Source organism: Bradyrhizobium sp. LjRoot220 (assembly GCF_964252915.1).
Classification (GTDB): Bacteria; Pseudomonadota; Alphaproteobacteria; order Rhizobiales; family Xanthobacteraceae; genus Bradyrhizobium.
The window spans coordinates 450,527-467,349 of sequence record NZ_CAXUPS020000003.1; the positions used below are offsets into that span (position 1 = coordinate 450,527).

A 16,823-nucleotide genomic window follows, 5' to 3' on the forward strand; every position below is an offset into this window, starting at 1 on the left:
GCCCTCAGCCGGCGACCTCGCGGGCCATCGCCGGCGTTTCGGCCTGCTTCGGCTGGATCGACGGCGCGTCCGCAAGCACTGCAGGGCTGGTTGCCAGCCTTGCCGAAAAGAGCGCGAGGCGGCTCATCTGGCGGCCGGCGACAACGATCATCAGGGCGCACACGACATAGAGAGCGACGCCGATTGCGTAAGTATTGGCGATACCGAACTCGATCGACAGCGCCATGCCCAAAACCGACGCCAGCATCGACATGATGCCGTTGGCGCTCCAGAAATACGGATGCAGTTCGCCGTGGCGGCGCCAGATGCTCAGGCCCAGCGGGAACATCATGCCCATGCAGAACGCGGGCGGTGCCAGCAGCAATATCGACAGCACGATGCGCATGCCGGTTGTTTCCGCGCGCGCCCAGCTCGTCAGTGCGGGTGTCAGCAATCCGGCAAGCGCGAGTGTCGCGAGCAGCGCGACCAAGCGGGTAACGACTTCGCGAGTCCGGGGAGATCGCGCGCCGACCGTGGTACTGCCCAATCCGCCGAACAGCAGGATGGTGAACAGCACGACGCTGAGCCCGTAGACGGGATGGCCCAGAAACACCATCAGCCGCTGCATCTGCGAAATCTCGATCAGCATGAAGCCGACGCCGATCGCGCAGAAGAAGGTCACCGGCGGCGTCAGCACCGCCAGCGGCGTCTCGCGTGCCAGACGAATGAACGGCCGAACGACGTAGAACATGCAGGCGACCAGCGCCACCACGATCAACGCCAGCGTCATGGTGATCGCGGTGTTGTTGTGGGTGCGCGCCGACATCGGGGCGGCGACGAAATCGCCGAAGCGCGCGGTGTAGAAGAAGAACGGGTTGTCATCGGTCGACGGCGTGACGTTCTCCGGCAGCGAGGCGAAGTAGGCCGCATCGGCCGTGCCGGAAATCAGCTTCGTCGTCACCGCGTCGAAGGCGATGTCCGGCCCCATCAGGATTTTAAAACCCTGGGCCTGCAGTCGCTCGCGCGCGCCTTGCCATTCGGCTGAGGTGAAAGCGTCCGGCCGCGTGATCACGTTGACGATGTTGCCGACGTTGAGCGCGATCAGGTGGTCTTTCAGTCCGGCGGCGGGCACGCCGTTGCGTTGCAATGCCTCGGCCGCGATGGCGACCAGACGATAGAATTCGCCGCGGTGGCTGTCCGCATCGTACCAGCGCGAGACCGACAGCATGCCGCGCGGCTTTAGCGCGCGGTAGAAATCGCCCCAGGCTTCGACGGTATAGAGCCGGTTCTCCGTCAGCGTCAGGCCGCCGGCGGCGGTCGCCGCCCAGGTGTCGATCAGCGAGATCTGCACCAGATCGTAGCGGTCGGAGGAATGGTTGATGTAGCTGCGGGCTTCGGCATTGATCAGGGAGACGCCGGGCTGCTTGTCAAGATGGCCGGAGAAATCGGCGAACTTGTCGGTGAGCACTTCGAAGATTGCCGGATTGATCTCGATGCCGCTGATCCTTCTGGCGCCGAACAGTAGCGCGGAAAGAACGTCCCGGCCGCCGCCGACGCCGACGACGGCAACGTCGGCCGCCGGCTGCACCAGATAGGCGCCGTTGATCACGTCGTCCTTCAGATAGCCGAGCTTGCCGAGATCGCCATCGAAGCGGGTGATGACGGTCGCCGCGTCAGCGTCGATGTCGAGATAGTTCTGATCGATCTTCGTCGTTGGCGTACGCGAAAAGCCCCAGCCGAACGGCACGGATTCACCCATCGCCGTCACCCGAACGCGCGAATAGGTGTTCCAGCGCTCGAACAACGTGCCGGTTTGTTGCGCGCCCTTGGCCCAGAATACGCCGAGATGGCGCTTGCCTGATAGGTCGAGGGCGGCATGTCCAATCGCGACCGCACCCAGCGACAGCGCGACGGCGCCGCTGAGGCGCAGCGTGCGGGCGTCGCCGCTGCCGCGCACCACCATCCAGCCCGCGCCCGCGGCCATCGCGCCGATGGCGAGCGTGGCGCTGACGGGGTCGATCACCAGCAACACGAAGATGATGCCGAGGCATCCCACGGCTGCGCCAGCGAGGTCAGCCGCGTAGAGCCAGCCGCCGCTGTAAGGCAGCCGCGTCAACAGCAGCGTGATGCAGACGCCGCTTTCGGTCAGCGGGATCACGAAGGCGATGGTCGAGGTCAGCAGCGCCAGCCACAGATACTCCAGCGGCACCAGCACCGGCGCGCACAAGAAGCAGATCATGGCGCCGACGCCGGTGACGGCAAACCAGGAGGCGTGGCGTGCGAATTCGGTGCCGACGCGTTCGGGCGCGTAGCGGACGGGGTTGTTGTAGACCTCCATCGCGCCGCGGGTCAGCCCCAACATCGCCAGTGAAATCGCCGCGAACGCAAAATGATAATACAGCATCACGCTGAAGAAGCGTGTGATCAGGATCTGGTAGGACAGCGTGACCGAAGCCAATACGAAAATTGCAAAGTAATGGCGGCCTGTAATTCTCGGGAAGGGCTGCAAAACAGGGCTCCTGAATGACGCCAACCAATGCGCGGTGCTGCCCTTTTGCCTATGCTAGATTCCGTAATGTTCGCTTAAATAAATCACCTGATTTGAAGCGCCTGATGCAACGGTCCGACTGCGAGCCGCGCATGATCGGCCCAGCCATGGTTAACGCAGACCTAATCGCAACTTACAGGCGAAGCGGACGTGCCTCAGGTCACCGGCCCCGGCGTGAACAGCGTCAGATCGTTGTGAATTCCCCAGCGGTCGGACCAGACCTTGGTGCGGCCGCTCGCGACATCGAGGATCAGACGGAACAGATCCCAACCGGTTTGCTCGATCGTGGCTTCTCCGGTCGCGATGCGGCCGGCGTCGAAATCGATCAAATCCTTCCAGCGGCGTGCCAGTTCGGTACGCGTCGACACCTTGATGACGGGGGCGGCGGCGAGCCCATAGGGCGTGCCGCGCCCGGTCGTGAACACCTGCAATGTCATTCCGGAGGCGAGCTGCAGCGTGCCGCAGATGAAGTCGCTGGCGGGCGTGGCCGCGAAGATCATGCCTTTTGTTCGCACCCGTTCGCCCGGTGACAGCACGTCGACGATCGGGCTGGTGCCGGACTTGACGATCGAGCCGAGCGATTTCTCCACGATGTTGGCGAGCCCGCCCTTCTTGTTGCCGGGCGTGGTGTTGGCGCTGCGGTCCGCGTCGCCCTTGGCGAGATAGCCGTCATACCAGGCCATTTCGCGGATCAGCGCGCGGCCGACGTCTTCATTGGCGGCGCGCCGCGTCAGCAGGTGAATGGCGTCGCGGACCTCGGTGACTTCGGAGAACATCACGGCTGCGCCGGCGCGTACCAGGAGGTCGGCGGCGAAGCCGAGCGCGGGATTGGCGGTCACGCCGGAAAACGCGTCGGAGCCGCCGCATTGCAGGCCGATGACGAGGTCGGATGCCGGGCAGGTTTCGCGGCGGCGCGCGTTGAGCACGGCAAGCCGCGCATCGGCCATCGCCATGACGGCCTCGACGATGGCGCCAAACCCGTCGAACGCCTCGTCCTGCATCCGCACGATGCTGCTGTCTGTCCCTTCCGGCAGCAGCCGCTCGGGAACCAGTTTTTCGCAGCCGAGGCCGACGACCATGACTTCGCCGCCGAAATTCGGGTTCAGCGCGAGATTTTGTAGCGTCCGTATCGGCACGATCGCCAGCGGCGCGTTGATCGCAACGCCGCAGCCGTAATTATGCGTCAGCCCGACGACGTCATCGACATTGGGATATTTCGGCAGCAGCTCGGCCTTGATGCGCTTGATCGCAAACGCCAGCGTGCCGGCGACGCATTGCACGCTGGTTGAGATCGCCAATACATTTTTGGTACCGACCGAACCGTCGGGATTGCGAAAACCTTCGAACGTGTACCCCTCCAGCGGCGCCTGCGGGGCCGGGACGGCGGTGGCAAGCTCGAGCTTGTCGAGTTCGGGTGGCGTCGGCATGTTAATCCGCGCCTCGTCCACCCATTCGCCGGCCAGGATCGGCTTTGCTGCGGTGCCGATCACCTCGTTGTAACGGCGGATCGGCTCACCCAGCGCAATGTCCGACAGCGCCACCTTGTGGCCCTGCGGCACGAAGCTGCGCAGCTCGAGACCGCAGGCGAAACGGCTCTTCGCCGGCAGCCCGAGATCGTTGACCACGATCGCGACATTGTCGTTGGGGTCGAGCCTGATGTAGCGCGGCTCGTAAGCCTGCGCCGTCGCGGTTCCCGTCACGAAATTCTCCTTAACCTTGCGTCTGCCGCATTGGGTACCAATCCGGACAAGTATAGGCCGTTTTGGCGAATACATGAAACTCACACAGCTGACGTCATGGCGCCGATCGGCTACCGCATGCGTTCGGCCATTGTGGTGAGGCCTGCCGCTGCGCTAGCCTCGGCACGAAGAAAAGCCAAATAGAAAACCAAGAGGAAAGCATGGGCAAGAAGATTGCGATCGTCGGAGCCGGCGCCGTCGGCGGCTATGCCGGCGCTCACATGGTGCAGGCGGGCGAGGATGTCACCTTCATCGATCCCTGGCCCGAACATGTCGAGCATATGCGCAAGCACGGCCTGCGCGTCACCCATGCGATGGATGTCCCGGAATTCTCCGTTCCGGTACGCGCGCTGCACGTCACGGACGCGCAGCAGCTTGCGAGGGAAGCACCGGTCGACATCGCCTTCGTGTGCATGAAATCCTACGACACCGCCTGGGCCACCATGCTGATCCGGCAATATCTGGCGCCCGACGGCTATGTCGTGTCGTTGCAGAATTGCATGAATGAAGAAACCATCGCCGGCATCGTCGGCTGGGGCAAGACGCTGGGCTGCATCGCCAGCAGCATCACAGTGAATTTGCCGGAGCCCGGCCACATCCACCGCGGCGCCGGCAAGCACGGCGCCGCCCACACGGTATTTCGCGCCGGCGAAGTGCACGGCCGCATGACGCCGCGGGCGGAGGAAATCTGCCGCCTGGTCGCCTACACCGACAGCGCCAAGGTGACCTCCAATCTGTGGGGCGAGCGCTGGTCCAAGCTGGTCGCCAATGCGATGGGCAACGGGCTCTCGGCCTGCACCGGCATGACCGGCGGCCAGATGCTGGCGAGCGAGCCGATCCGCCGCTTCTCGACCCGGCTCGGCAGCGAGGCCATTCGCGTCGGCCAGGCGCATGGCTATCAGCTCGAAGAGATTTTGCATCTGCCGCCGGAGACCATCGCGCGCGCCGGCGAGGGCGACGAGGCGGCGATGCGCGCCTGTGACGCGCAGCGCTTTGCGGACGGCAAGCACACGTCGCCCGCGCAGCGGCCCTCGATGGGGCAGGACATGCAGAAGGGCCGGCGCACCGAGATCGAATTCCTCAACGGCTTTGTAGTGGGCGAGGGCGAGAAGGTCGGCATCTCGTGCCGCGCCAATGCGGCGCTGACCGATATCGTGATGCGGGTCGAGCGCGGCGAGCTGAAGCCCGATCCGCGGCACATCACGGAACTGCGGTTGAACTAAGCGTTCCGCCGCACGGAATCGCGCTCCAGAGGGGCCGGGCCGCCACGCTGGACCTCCGCCACGCCAGCCATTAAGTAACTCCGATGGACATCGCATCGGACGCGCCGCAGTCGCGCTATTTTCAGTCGCAGGGGCTCAAGCTTCATTTCACGGATTGGGGTAACGCATCGGCGCCGCCGTTGCTGCTGGTGCATGGCGGCCTCGATCACTCCCGCAGCTGGGATTATCTGGCGCAGGCGTTGGCTGCGGATTTTCATGTCGTGGCTCCCGATCTGCGCGGCCATGGCGATTCCGGCTGGGCCACCGGCAGCAGTTATAGCCTTGCGGATCACGTCTACGACCTGACCAGTCTGGCGAAGTCGGAAGGTTTTGAAAAGGTCGCGATCGTCGGCCATTCGATGGGCGGCATGGTCAGTTTGACTTACGCCGGCGCGTTTCCGGAACGCGTGTCAAAGCTGGTCGTTCTCGACGGCGTGACCAATTTTCCGGCGCGCCGCCCAAAGCCCGCCGACGTCAGGATATCGGATTGGGCCGGTGACCTCGACAAGCTGGCGCAGCGGAAAATCCACCGCTATCCGACCATCGCCGATGGCGCCGAGCGGATCATCGGCCGTAACCCGCGGCTGACGCGTGCGCAGGCGATGCATCTGGCCACCCACGGCATGAAGCGCAACGAGGACGGCAGCTTCAGCTGGAAGTACGATCCCTATTTGCGCGCGCGTGCGCCGTATCGGTTGTCGCTCGAAGACAACATCGGATTGTGGTCGCGCATCGCATGCCCGACGCTGCTGGTCGCGGCCAGCGAAAGCTTCCTGCCCGATCCCGAGAAGGCCGGTGTGATGTCGCATTTCAAGCACGCTGAATTGGCTAAAATCGCCGGCGCCGGCCACTGGCTGCAACACGACAAGCCCGATGAAGTGCTCGGGTTGATTCAGAAGTTTCTTGCCGATGTTCAATAGCGTCCTGTGACGACCGCTAGGCGTCGGAAGGCTTGCGGCGCCGGCGAATGACCGGTTCGTTTTTCAGCGATGCACAGGAGCTGCTTTCAGCCTCCGCCCTGGTGGATTCGGAACTCGTCCATACGTGCTGGACGCCGTTGAAGAACAAATATGTGCAGTGTTTCTTGTAGAACGGCACCGGATAGGCGTCGCTCAGTTGCGCAGTGTCTATTCTTGATCCGATCAGGACCCCGCGATTGAGCGCGTAGCCGGAGGACACGACGATGGCCAAACCAAGCAAGGCCCAAACACCTGACCGTAACTTCATGGCCTTACCTAATCTTCTTCCATGCACTGAAGAATAAACGCCGTGCGGTCCCGCGGCAGGATGCCTTGCACGACGGCCTTTTGCCGGCATCTGAGTTGCCCGATATGCGCGGCGACGGCCTTGACGCGGCGCTCTTCCACGGCTGTATCAGCGACCCGTATCATCCTGACCTTGATAGGCGTGCCGTCCGACTCAAACTGAAATTCGTACTTCCGCCCGTTGGCGTCGACCGCCGAACAAGCGATGCTGGACACCTGTTGTGCCGCAAAATTTCCGATCTGCTTGCACAGGCCGATTGACGGTTCGACAGCCGGCGTCGGCAAGCCGTCGACCTTGGGTCTGTCCTTGGATTTCAGAAGCATCCGGTCGATGGATAACTCGTATCTGTTGTCTTGCTCTCGCCTGGCCTTCTCGCCCGAAAACGTGATGATGTGGCTATCATCATTGGGATCGTTGAGAGGGACGGTGAAACCGGATCGGCCCCCCGGGCTATGCGAAAAGGCCACCGTGGTGCAGGCGAAGTCGCTGTCCGCCACCTTTAACGTGCTGCACTTGCCGGTCATCGACGCGAACATGTCGATCTCGGGTTCAAGCCGCTCGATCTTGTCGCCAAACGATATGCCCGAAGGCATCGAAAAGAACATGAATGTGGCGGCGGCTGCGGCCCGCCAACAAATGCGCATGAAAAAAATGTCCCCAGCCGAAATGCGGGCTGAACTCTGCAATTTAAAGCAACAAGACGCAATGGCTTGCGAAGCCCGGCGACTGCGCCTCCCATGACGGTTTTGGCACGTGGGGGGCCGCAGTAGCGGAGAGAACGGTTAGAGCCAGCGGGTCGCGCGAAAGCTAAACTCCGCGAGATCCATCGCCTTGGGTCCACCGGCTAGGCTGATTCAAACAGGGCCGAGCAGGCTCTAGTGCCTGCTCGTGTGCGCCGTCTCCAGTCCCTTCAACAGCAGGGTGGGCATGGTCTTGGCGTATACTTCAATGAACGTCGCATCGCCGCAGGCATGAGGGCCATGTGCGGCTTGCTCGGCGATGCGTGCGGCCTTCGCCTCGCACTTCGCGAAAAGGTGCCAGAACCATTCTGGTCGCTTGGCCATTTCCGCCTTATGCATCTTGATCACCGCGGCGCCTACTGCAGCCATGGCACTTATGACACCTGGACTCAGGGCGCTAAGAGCGGCCGGGCTCAGGATGTCTTCTCGCATGTCGGTCGCGGCGGCCCGTGTTTTTGCTGGCATGCCTGGCTCCCTGAGTTGAGGCGAGGAGCGTAGCGTGCGGAGGTTGACCCGCTCTGAATTGATGAACCTAAATTAAGCCTTTCGAATTCGGTCGGCCGTTCATGAATTCTTAACTCTGAAAGGCGCCGCCGCCAGCCGCCACACGGCGCGGCTACACCGCGATGCGATGCGGCCTGAACAGGCGGCCCTTTTCCACCACCAGCACGACGCCGAGCGCTGCCAGCGTGCAGAGGAAGAATCCGGTCGCGAACGGCAGCAGCGTGCCGTCGTAATCCTGGCCGATCGTGGTGCCGATGGCGATGCCGAGCAGGGTGGTGATCGATCCGTACAGCGACGATGCGGTGCCGGCGATGTGGCCCTGTGGCTCCATCGCCAGCGCGGTGAAGTTGGCGATCATCAGCCCGAACGAAAACATCATCAGCGCCGACAGCGCCATGAACAGCGGCAACGGCAGCACCTGCAATTTCACCGCCGCCAGCATGATGCCGGACACGGCGACATAGCCGAGCAACGCACCGTGTGAAATGACGCGCATGCCGAGACGGTTGACGAAGCGGGCGTTGACGAAGCCGGCAATCGCCGTGCCGATCGCGATGCTTGCGAAGGCAATCGGGAAATAATGCCCGAGCTGGTAGATGTCGGTGAACACCTGCTGCGACGTGAACACGAAAGCGAACAGCGAGCCGAGGACGCCGCCGGAGACCAGCGCGTAGCCCAGCGTCTGGCGGTTGGTCACGGTCTGGCGGAAGGCGTCGAGCACTTCGCGGACGGCAAGTGACCGGCGCAGCGGGACGGGCAGCGTCTCCGGCATGCGCCACGCGCTCCAGATCAGCGTCACCATGCCATAGGCCATCAGCACGATGAAGATGCCGCGCCATTGCGTCAGCAGCAGCACGGCCTGGCCGAACGACGGCGCGATGACCGGCACCGCGATGAACACCATCATCGCCAGCGACATCACGCTCGCCATGCGGCGGCCGGCGTAGCAGTCGCGCACGATCGAGGTGGCGATGACGCGGGTCGCCGAGGTGCCGAGGCCCTGCAGCGCGCGCGCCAGCAATAAGGTCTCGAACGAGGGCGCGGCGATCGCCAGCAGGCTGGCGATGAAATAGACGGTCATGCCGCCGAGCAGCACCGGCCGGCGGCCGAAGCGGTCGGACAGCGGCCCCATCACGAACTGCCCGACGCCGAAGCCGACCAGGAAAATCGACAGCACCATTTGCGGGCGGTTGGCGTCGGCGAGATGGAACGCGGAGCGGATGTTCGGCAGCGCCGGCAGCATCATGTCCATCGCCAGCGGGTTCAGCGCCATGATGGAGGCGATGATGACGACGAATTCGGGGAAGCCCATCGGGCGGTGGCCTGAGGAAACCCAGGCATTGGCATTGATTTCAGACACTTACGACCTCGATCCAGGCCGCGAATATAATCGTCATGCTGCGGCGCACAATGCCCATTCCGGGATGGCAGCCCGTCGGGGAAGGATGAGGTTGCCGGTATGGTCACGCCAGCGGGCAGATTTATTCGGATTGTCGCCGCCGGGACGACCAGGAGGCGGACTTTGTCACGCCGCAGCTCGAAGAGCGAAGGCGGATTGTTCTGCGGCTCCCTTTGCTTTAATCCCGCGACCAATTGACCGCCTCGAAACGGAGACCCCGTGTCACACCACCCCTTACGGATCGGCACACGCAAGAGCGCGATGGCGCTGGCGCAGACCGATGAGGTCGCGCGGTTGCTGCGCGCCGCCAATCCGGGGCTGAGCGTCGAGATCGTCAAGTTCGAAACCCGCGGCGACCAGGACCAGACCAGCAAGCTGCTGCGGCATGGCGGCAAGGGCGGCGCGTTCGTCGCCGAAATCCGCCAGGCCATGCACGCCGGCCAATTGCAGGCCGCGATGCATTCGTTGAAAGACGTGCCCGGCAACGAGGAGACGCCGGGCCTGGTCATCGCCGCGACGCTGCCGCGCGATGCCGCCAACGATTCCCTTGTGCTGCGTCCGGGGTTGTCGCTGGAAACCTTCAAGGCCGCACGGGGCAAAGGCTTCAAGATCGGCACCAACGCGGTGCGGCGCGCCGCCTATTTGCGCCGGTTGTTTCCGGAAGTGACCGTGATCCATTACCGCGGCGCCGCCGACACGAGGATTGCAAAACTCGATCGCGGCGACATGCAGCGGCTTCCCGACGGCGGCGAGGTCGGGCCGGCCGATGCGCTGGTGATGGCGCGTTCGGGCCTCGAACGCATCGGCATGGTTTCACGTATCGCCTATGATTTTTCCGTTACGGAAATGCTGCCGTCGGTAGGCCAGGGCATCGTCGCGGTCGAATGCGTTGAAAAGGATTGGCCGACGCGCGGGTATCTCGCAAGGATCGAGAACCAGTCCTCGCGGCTCTGCGCCGAGGCCGAGCGCGAGGTGCTGTGGGTGCTCAACGGCCATTGCAACTCGCCGATCGCGGGTCACGCGACCATTTCCGGCAACGACATGACGCTGACAGCAGCGGTGCTGGACGAAACCGGCGCGCGCTTCATCGAAGCGTCGCGAACGGCCGCGGCGGACCGGCCCCACGAACTCGGCCGCGCCGTCGGGCTGGAACTGCTCGACAAGGGCGCCGCCGAGATCATCGCGCGCAACCGGCCGGATGAACATTGACTGTTAGGTGACCGCCGCGGTGCGGCCGGTCCCTGGCGGGACGCGGCGCCGCGCTTCAGCCGGTAACTGATGACGAGAAGCCAGTGAGCGGCATTACGCCGCAAGGTCGAGCAGCAAGCACGACGAACCTCTGACCAATACCTTGCGGCCTCTCGATGTGATGACCGGCGCATCGCCGTTCATGGCAACGAGTCCGAGTCTGATCAGGCCTTCAATTGTGAATCGATTCATTCGCCGTGGTTGTGGTGCGGTGTTGCGCAGATTCTTCAGGGTTTCCCACTGAGCGAGCGTCAGTTCGCAGTCGAATTCATCGTTCATGGCGTCCAGGGACTCCTCGCGTTCACAAGGCGCGTGATAGCGGCCGCTCATGAAATTCGTGCGACCACAACGAGTCAGGATTTGGACGTACGATGATGCGCCGTCACATCATCGTGTCATTGGAAACTTTCAACTGTCTCGAATCGTGACGTGTTGCGTTGCATCAAAGGCGCCACAATCCCTAACCGCGCCGCACACTGGCGCCGCCATCGACCGGCAACGTCACGCCGGTGATGAAACTCGCCTCATCGGAGGCGAGAAACAGCGCGGCGTTGGCGACGTCCCAGCCGGTGCCCATCTTCTGCCGCAGCGGCACCTTGCTGTCGCGCTCGGCTTCGACCTCGGCGCGGGTCTTCTTGAATTCGCGGGCGCGGGTATCGACCGCCATTGGCGTGTTCATCAAGCCGGGCAGGATGACATTGGCGCGGATGCCGTATTGCGCGTTCTGATAGGCAAGCTGTTCGGTGAAGGCGATCATCGCCGACTTGGTCGCCTTGTAGGCGACGTATGGATAGGTCGTGATCGCAGCCATCGAGGAGATGTTGATGATGGCGCCGCTGTTCTGCTGGCGCATGATCGGGATGACATGCTTGGCGGCGAGGATGCAGCTCTTCAGGTTGATCGCGACGCAGCGGTCGAACGCCTCCTCGGTGATGTCGAGCAGCTCGGCGTCGCCGCCGGACAGACTGACGCCGACATTGTTGTGCAGGATATCGATGCTGCCCCAGCGTCCATGCGCGTCCGCCACCATGGCCTTGACGTCGGCATTTCTGGTGACGTCGGCCTTGAAGGCGACCGCCGTGCCCTGCTTGGCGGCGATCATGTCGACGGTCTCTTGTGCGGATTCGAGATGATGATCGACGCACAGCACGCGAGCGCCCTCGCGCGCGAAGGTGAGCGCGGTGGCGCGGCCGTTGCCGATGCCTTCGCCGGGGCTCTGGCCGGCGCCGACGACGATGGCGACACGATCTTTCAAGCGCATTTCATTCCACTCCCGGGATCGGGTACTGTTGCAGTACCTCTTTGTAATAGGGCTCGTTGTCCATCTTCATCGTCGCCAGCACGCGGACCACGGCGCAGTAGAACGCGATGGTGACCACCAGATCGGTCATGTGCTCGTCGGAGAGTTTTTGCTTGATCTCGGCGAACGTCGCATCCGACATCGCAAGTTCGCGCACCATCTCACGGGCGCCGCGCAGGATCGCCTTCGCGAGCGGTTCGAGGCTCGAAGGCCTTCCCTCGGTCTCGGCCATCATCGCCTTGATGTCGTCGTCGGTGACGCCGAACTCCTTGCCGATCCTGACGTGGTGGGTGAATTCGTATTCCGATTTCTCCATCCAGCCGACCTGCAGGATCGCAAGCTCGCGCAGGCGCGGGTCGAGCTTGCTCTTGAAACGGATATAGCCGCCGATCTCGTTGAAGGCGCGCGCCATGTCGGGCGAGTTGACCAGCAGTTTGTGCAAATTGGTGTTGCGCTTGAGCAGGTCGCGGTATTCGGGGGCGACCTGATCGGCTTCGAGATAGGGCAGGCGGGCCATCTTGTTGTTTTCCTTGTCTGGCAAATATCGCCGGGCGCCGGCTCAGCCATAGAGCGCTTTGTGTTCGCTCGCGTAGTTGGCGTAGGAATCCTTGATGCTCGCGAGATTGAGCAGCATGGTCGCGACCGGCCTATCGTCGTTGCCGAATACCGTGGTCCGCACCCACATGCTCTCGGTCCGGCGGCTGCCGCTCAGGGCAACGACCTCGCGCTCGGTGACGTAATTCTCGCCGGCGAACAGCGGCCCGCGCAGCAGGCGGATTTCCTGGTCCGCGAACAGTCCGACCGCGGGGCCGCGGATTGGCAACCGGTCCTCGCGCGCGCGGTATTGAAACAGCACGCTCAGCATCTCCATGGGGATGATGGCCCGGCCCCAGGGATTGAGTTCCTGCGAGTAATACGCGGAAGGTTCGGTGATGACTTTCAGTTTGTCGGCCAGCGAAAACGGATAGAGATCACCCATGTTCTGGTCGAAATCCATTTTCACGGTTTGCCGGCCGGTCTTCATGCCGACCTTGAGGTCGGCGAGAATCACGGGTTCGGTGAGCGGCTTGAGTTCGCCGAGCCGCCGGTGCAGCGCCGTCTCCGTTCCATCGCCGCCGACGGACGCGGTGCCGCGCAAAATCTCGGTGCCGTCGCGTCTGGTCATGCCAACAGCGCAAACGGTCTGGCCCGGCTGCGGCTTTTCGATGTTGGCCTGGACTTCCTCGCCCTCGAAGGCGGGATTGCGATAATGCGCCGAGAGACAGCCGGTCTCGAACCAGGCCTGGCCCCAGATCCGTTCACACAACGGCGCGAACTGGCTGAAATGGGTCGGGCCTTCGATCGTGCCGCCCTGAAAGCCAAGTTTCTGCGCGGTGGCATCGTCGTGGATCGAGGCGTGGGCGTCGTAGACCTGCGCCTGCAGCATTTGCTTTGGGCGTCGCCACGGCCCGACCAGCACATCGCCGTTCTCAAGTATCTCGGTCGTGAATGCCGCTTCGGTCATCCTGTAAGTTTCCTCTCCCGTTTGCCGCCAGCGTTTCAAAGAAGACAGGTTTCGGCAAGGGTGCGACTGAAGTCCACATCGCCGCCTTCGATCCGTTCGGATACACGACAGAGCGGCGGATGGAGCGGGCGCTGCCGGGAGAATTTTCTGACATGATCTTCCGTCACCTCGACACCGCAAAACCGCAGGATTGGCCGCGGCTGGTGGCGCTGGCGAAATCGGCCGACCTCGTGCGCGGCTACGGCCACATCAAGGAGGCCAATGTCGCGCGCTACCGCCAGGAATGCGCCCGGTTGGAGGGACCATGGGACAACCGGTCGCACAGGCCGCGGAATAGGTTCCCGGCAACCGGCCGCGGATTTTTTTGCGGGCGGCGTAGTTAGCGGGTAACCTTGCCAAAAATACCGGCTGGCAAAGGCCGGCCGGCTCCCTACATGATCGCTGTTATCGTTTTTGAGTCATTTCGGAGGCCCTTGATGGTCCTGAAAAGCGCTTTTATTGCCGCTGTTTGCACTGGGCTTTTGGCGTCGGCCGGCCCTGCGGCGGCGGCCGAATATCGTCCCGGTGAGTTCCTCAAGCTCGATTTGCCCAAGGCCGTGCTCTCGCCGAAGCGGATTGGGCCGGAGACGCAATTCGGTCCGGTCCGGATCGAGGCGAGGTCGGATGCGGATGACGCCGAGGCGGATTTGGACGCGTCGGTATGGCCCAAGCTGCCGCCGCGCAAGGCGCATGTCGCCAGATCTCGCGCCGAAAAGCCCAGCGCCGAGAAGCCCCGCGCTGAACCGCCGCGCGCCGCAGCGCGCGCCAAGCTGGCGAAGCGGCGCGGCAATCCGCTCGATGCGCAGGCGCGGGATACGCGGATTCAGACCTGGCCGTGCAAGTCCGGCGGCATCTGCAACTGGCAGCGATAGAAGCGATCGCGGCCGTTCAGGGCTTCATCAAGAGATAGCCGCCCACCACGATCAGCACCGAGAGCGTCGTGATCACGCCGAGTACGGCGGCGGCGATCGCCGGCAATTGATGCGCATCCAGCCATCGTTGCAATGCGTTGCCCATCGCTGTTCCCAACCCGATCTTGATTTGCCCATCGCCTTGCGGGCAGACTATTCATAGCGATCTATTCCTGGCGATCTATCCTGCGCAATCAGTTGCCGTCCATGCGGCTTTCGTCTCGGCCGCGGCCATTTGAGTCTTCGGGAGCATTCAATGGAAAATCTGCAAACGCAGGGCATTGCCCTGCCCAGGCTTGGGCTTGGCACCTTCCGCATGCAGGGCGATGCCTGCCGCGCGGCGGTCGAAAGCGCGCTGGCGCTCGGTTACCGCCATCTCGATACCGCGGAAATGTACGGCAATGAGGAGGCGATCGGAGCGGCGATCGCGGCCTTGCGTGTCGCGCGCAAGGACCTGCACGTCACCACCAAGGTCTGGAACGAAAACCTGGCGCCGGAGGCAATCCGCCGCGCGTTCGATGCTTCCTTAAAAAAGCTGCGGCTCGATCAGGTCGATCTCTATCTGGTGCACTGGCCGGCGCCGAACATGAACCTGCCGGCGATGTTCGAGACCTTGATGAAGCTGCAGCAGGAGGGCCGCACCCGCGCCATTGGGGTCGCCAATTTCAATATCGCGCTGCTCAAGACCGTCGTCGAAGACATCAAGGCGCCGATCGCCTGCAACCAGGTCGAATATCACGTGATGCTGGATCAGACGAAGCTGCGCCAATACCTCACCGCCAAATCGATACCCTTGGTGGCCTATTGCCCGCTGGCAAAGGGCGGCGTTGCGTCGGAAGAGGTCTTGATGGCGATCGGACGCAAGCATGACGCAACAGCCGCACAGGTCGCGCTGAAATGGCTGCTCGATCAGGACGGCGTCGCCGCCATCCCGAAGGCCTCGCGCGCCGAAAGTCAAAAGGTCAACCTCGACGCGCTGAAGCTGCGGCTTGATGACGACGATCGAAAGGCAATCGCGGCCTTGCCGAAACACAAGCGCTGTGTAAATCCCGCGTTCGGGCCGGCGTGGGATTGAGGGCGATTCCTTCTTTTCCGTCTGCCGGAATTCAGGGTTTTCGCTACACACGGGCTGAGGTCCAGTCCATACTGGGTGGCATCAAAGGGAGGTCTAAAAATGCGTGAAGCTGTTATCGTTTCCTATGCACGTACCGGGCTGGCGAAGTCCGGCCGCGGCGGGTTCAATATCACCCCTCCGATGTCGATGGCGGCCCACGCCATCAAGCACGCTGTCGAGCGCGCCGGCGTCGAGAAGGATTACGTCGAGGACTGCTATCTCGGCAATTGCGCGCACGGCGCGCCCAATATCGGCCGCCAGGCGGCGCTGCTTGCCGGCATGCCGAAGTCGACCGGCGGCGTTTCGGTCAACCGCTTCTGTTCGTCGGGACTGCAGACCATCGCGATGGCCGCCAACTCGATCCGTTCGGACGGCGCCGATTGCATCGTGGCTGGCGGCGTTGAAAGCATCTCGATCCCCGGTGGCGGCGCGCCCAAGGAATCGATCGATCCGGATCTCTTGAAGACCGCGCCTGACATCTTCATGGCGATGATCGACACCGCCGACATCGTCGCCGAGCGCTACAAGCTCAGCCGCGAATACCAGGACGAATATTCGCTGGAATCGCAGCGCCGCATGGCCGCCGCCCAGCAGGCCAACAAGTTCAAGGACGAAATCGTCCCGATGAAGACCAAAATGAAGGTGGTCGACAAGGCGACCAAGGCGGAAAGCATTGTCGACTACGTCGTCGATCGCGACGAGTGCAACCGCCCCGAAACCACCATGGAAGGCCTCGCCAAGCTCGAGCCGGTCAAGGGTGCCGGCAAATACGTCACCGCCGGCAATGCCAGCCAGCTTTCGGATGGTGCGGCGGCGGTGGTGCTGATGGAAGCCAAGGATGCCGAAAAGCGCGGCCTGCAGCCGCTCGGCCGCTTCGTCGCCTGGGCGGCGGCGGGCTGCGAGCCGGACGAAATGGGCATCGGCCCGATCTTCGCGGTGCCGAAGCTGTTGAAGCGCCATGGCCTCAAGATCGACGACATCGACCTCTGGGAACTGAACGAAGCCTTTGCCAGCCAGTGTCTGTATTCGCGCGACAAGCTCGGCATCGATCCCGAGAAGTACAACGTCAATGGCGGTTCGATCGCGATCGGTCATCCCTTCGGCATGACCGGCGCGCGGCTCACCGGCCACATCCTGCAGGAGGGCCGTCGCCGCAAGGCCAAGTGGGGCGTCGTCACCATGTGCATCGGTGGCGGCCAGGGCGGCGCAGGCCTGTTCGAAATCTACAGCTGAGCTAAAGAAACCAGCTACTCATGCGAACAAAGAAAAT

At 63.1% G+C, this 16,823-nt stretch carries 18 protein-coding genes; 7 read left to right on the plus strand and 11 right to left on the minus strand.

What is annotated here, in order from left to right; all coding sequences use genetic code 11:
• Positions 1 to 4 precede the first annotated feature (4 nt).
• Complete coding sequence (locus tag ACSQ84_RS16265; protein ID WP_436212695.1) at positions 5 to 2,437, minus strand: hypothetical protein; 2,433 nt, start codon at positions 2,435 to 2,437, stop codon at positions 5 to 7.
• 245 nt (positions 2,438 to 2,682) lie between these two features.
• The gene (garD, locus tag ACSQ84_RS16270; RefSeq protein WP_436212696.1) at positions 2,683 to 4,227 is read right to left on the minus strand and encodes a galactarate dehydratase; all 1,545 of its coding nucleotides are present in this window, start codon (positions 4,225 to 4,227) and stop codon (positions 2,683 to 2,685) included.
• Between the two features lie 200 nt (positions 4,228 to 4,427).
• Between garD and ACSQ84_RS16275 the strand changes: the two genes are divergently transcribed.
• Both ACSQ84_RS16275 and ACSQ84_RS16280 read left to right on the plus strand, forming a co-directional pair.
• Entirely contained in the window at positions 4,428 to 5,489 is a 1,062-nt protein-coding gene (locus ACSQ84_RS16275; protein ID WP_436212697.1) for a ketopantoate reductase family protein, read from the plus strand.
• An 83-nt stretch (positions 5,490 to 5,572) separates the two neighbouring features.
• Positions 5,573 to 6,448: an alpha/beta fold hydrolase gene (locus ACSQ84_RS16280; protein ID WP_436212698.1), complete on the plus strand. Its 876-nt coding sequence runs from the start codon at positions 5,573 to 5,575 to the stop codon at positions 6,446 to 6,448.
• A 16-nt stretch (positions 6,449 to 6,464) separates the two neighbouring features.
• Here the strand turns inward: ACSQ84_RS16280 and ACSQ84_RS16285 are convergent, their stop codons facing one another.
• The 4 genes from ACSQ84_RS16285 to ACSQ84_RS16300 form a co-directional block, all read right to left on the minus strand.
• The gene (locus ACSQ84_RS16285) at positions 6,465 to 6,719 is read right to left on the minus strand and encodes a hypothetical protein (RefSeq protein WP_436212699.1); all 255 of its coding nucleotides are present in this window, start codon (positions 6,717 to 6,719) and stop codon (positions 6,465 to 6,467) included.
• A gap of 44 nt (positions 6,720 to 6,763) precedes the next feature.
• Entirely contained in the window at positions 6,764 to 7,438 is a 675-nt protein-coding gene (locus ACSQ84_RS16290; RefSeq protein ID WP_436212700.1) for a hypothetical protein, read from the minus strand.
• A gap of 231 nt (positions 7,439 to 7,669) precedes the next feature.
• Positions 7,670 to 7,999: a hypothetical protein gene (locus tag ACSQ84_RS16295; RefSeq protein ID WP_436212701.1), complete on the minus strand. Its 330-nt coding sequence runs from the start codon at positions 7,997 to 7,999 to the stop codon at positions 7,670 to 7,672.
• A gap of 151 nt (positions 8,000 to 8,150) precedes the next feature.
• On the minus strand, positions 8,151 to 9,398 hold the full coding sequence (locus tag ACSQ84_RS16300; RefSeq protein WP_436212702.1) for a multidrug effflux MFS transporter: 1,248 nt from the start codon (positions 9,396 to 9,398) through the stop codon (positions 8,151 to 8,153).
• Between the two features lie 258 nt (positions 9,399 to 9,656).
• Here ACSQ84_RS16300 and hemC point away from each other — a divergent pair, with 258 nt between their 5' ends.
• Positions 9,657 to 10,646 (plus strand): hydroxymethylbilane synthase, encoded by a 990-nt coding sequence (gene hemC, locus ACSQ84_RS16305; protein ID WP_436212703.1) that lies wholly within the window; start codon positions 9,657 to 9,659, stop codon positions 10,644 to 10,646.
• Positions 10,647 to 10,739: 93 nt separating this feature from the next.
• Here hemC and ACSQ84_RS16310 read toward each other — a convergent pair whose 3' ends face one another.
• The 4 genes from ACSQ84_RS16310 to ACSQ84_RS16325 form a co-directional block, all read right to left on the minus strand.
• Complete coding sequence (locus ACSQ84_RS16310) at positions 10,740 to 10,964, minus strand: hypothetical protein (RefSeq protein ID WP_436212704.1); 225 nt, start codon at positions 10,962 to 10,964, stop codon at positions 10,740 to 10,742.
• Positions 10,965 to 11,145: 181 nt separating this feature from the next.
• The gene (locus ACSQ84_RS16315; RefSeq protein ID WP_436212705.1) at positions 11,146 to 11,946 is read right to left on the minus strand and encodes an SDR family NAD(P)-dependent oxidoreductase; all 801 of its coding nucleotides are present in this window, start codon (positions 11,944 to 11,946) and stop codon (positions 11,146 to 11,148) included.
• A 1-nt stretch (position 11,947) separates the two neighbouring features.
• Entirely contained in the window at positions 11,948 to 12,502 is a 555-nt protein-coding gene (locus ACSQ84_RS16320; RefSeq protein WP_436212706.1) for a carboxymuconolactone decarboxylase family protein, read from the minus strand.
• A gap of 42 nt (positions 12,503 to 12,544) precedes the next feature.
• On the minus strand, positions 12,545 to 13,489 hold the full coding sequence (locus tag ACSQ84_RS16325) for a hypothetical protein (RefSeq protein WP_436212707.1): 945 nt from the start codon (positions 13,487 to 13,489) through the stop codon (positions 12,545 to 12,547).
• Positions 13,490 to 13,608: 119 nt separating this feature from the next.
• Here ACSQ84_RS16325 and ACSQ84_RS16330 point away from each other — a divergent pair, with 119 nt between their 5' ends.
• Positions 13,609 to 13,872 (plus strand): DUF6537 domain-containing protein, encoded by a 264-nt coding sequence (locus ACSQ84_RS16330; RefSeq protein WP_436213095.1) that lies wholly within the window; start codon positions 13,609 to 13,611, stop codon positions 13,870 to 13,872.
• A 93-nt stretch (positions 13,873 to 13,965) separates the two neighbouring features.
• Positions 13,966 to 14,400, plus strand: coding sequence for a hypothetical protein (locus tag ACSQ84_RS16335; RefSeq protein ID WP_436212708.1), 435 nt, complete (start codon positions 13,966 to 13,968; stop codon positions 14,398 to 14,400).
• 16 nt (positions 14,401 to 14,416) lie between these two features.
• Here ACSQ84_RS16335 and ACSQ84_RS16340 read toward each other — a convergent pair whose 3' ends face one another.
• Positions 14,417 to 14,545 (minus strand): hypothetical protein, encoded by a 129-nt coding sequence (locus ACSQ84_RS16340; protein ID WP_436212709.1) that lies wholly within the window; start codon positions 14,543 to 14,545, stop codon positions 14,417 to 14,419.
• A gap of 150 nt (positions 14,546 to 14,695) precedes the next feature.
• Here ACSQ84_RS16340 and ACSQ84_RS16345 point away from each other — a divergent pair, with 150 nt between their 5' ends.
• Positions 14,696 to 15,514, plus strand: coding sequence for an aldo/keto reductase (locus ACSQ84_RS16345; RefSeq protein WP_436212710.1), 819 nt, complete (start codon positions 14,696 to 14,698; stop codon positions 15,512 to 15,514).
• Positions 15,515 to 15,613: 99 nt separating this feature from the next.
• Positions 15,614 to 16,786 carry a thiolase family protein gene (locus tag ACSQ84_RS16350; protein WP_436212711.1) on the plus strand — a complete coding sequence of 391 codons (1,173 nt, stop codon included), beginning with the start codon at positions 15,614 to 15,616 and terminating at the stop codon, positions 16,784 to 16,786.
• Positions 16,787 to 16,823: the final 37 nt, after the last annotated feature.

What these genes read in the sequence shown, in the direction of transcription:
- ACSQ84_RS16275 (WP_436212697.1), top strand. Translation starts at nt 4,428, where the DNA reads ATGGGCAAGAAGATTGCGATCGTCGGAGCCGGCGCCGTCGGCGGCTAT.
- ACSQ84_RS16280 (WP_436212698.1), top strand. Translation starts at nt 5,573, where the DNA reads ATGGACATCGCATCGGACGCGCCGCAGTCGCGCTATTTTCAGTCGCAG.
- ACSQ84_RS16290 (WP_436212700.1), bottom strand. Translation starts at nt 7,438, where the DNA reads ATGCGCATTTGTTGGCGGGCCGCAGCCGCCGCCACATTCATGTTCTTT.
- ACSQ84_RS16295 (WP_436212701.1), bottom strand. Translation starts at nt 7,999, where the DNA reads ATGCCAGCAAAAACACGGGCCGCCGCGACCGACATGCGAGAAGACATC.
- ACSQ84_RS16310 (WP_436212704.1), bottom strand. Translation starts at nt 10,964, where the DNA reads ATGAACGATGAATTCGACTGCGAACTGACGCTCGCTCAGTGGGAAACC.
- ACSQ84_RS16315 (WP_436212705.1), bottom strand. Translation starts at nt 11,946, where the DNA reads ATGCGCTTGAAAGATCGTGTCGCCATCGTCGTCGGCGCCGGCCAGAGC.
- ACSQ84_RS16320 (WP_436212706.1), bottom strand. Translation starts at nt 12,502, where the DNA reads ATGGCCCGCCTGCCCTATCTCGAAGCCGATCAGGTCGCCCCCGAATAC.
- ACSQ84_RS16325 (WP_436212707.1), bottom strand. Translation starts at nt 13,489, where the DNA reads ATGACCGAAGCGGCATTCACGACCGAGATACTTGAGAACGGCGATGTG.
- ACSQ84_RS16330 (WP_436213095.1), top strand. Translation starts at nt 13,609, where the DNA reads ATGGAGCGGGCGCTGCCGGGAGAATTTTCTGACATGATCTTCCGTCAC.
- ACSQ84_RS16335 (WP_436212708.1), top strand. Translation starts at nt 13,966, where the DNA reads ATGGTCCTGAAAAGCGCTTTTATTGCCGCTGTTTGCACTGGGCTTTTG.
- ACSQ84_RS16340 (WP_436212709.1), bottom strand. Translation starts at nt 14,545, where the DNA reads ATGGGCAACGCATTGCAACGATGGCTGGATGCGCATCAATTGCCGGCG.
- ACSQ84_RS16345 (WP_436212710.1), top strand. Translation starts at nt 14,696, where the DNA reads ATGGAAAATCTGCAAACGCAGGGCATTGCCCTGCCCAGGCTTGGGCTT.
- ACSQ84_RS16350 (WP_436212711.1), top strand. Translation starts at nt 15,614, where the DNA reads ATGCGTGAAGCTGTTATCGTTTCCTATGCACGTACCGGGCTGGCGAAG.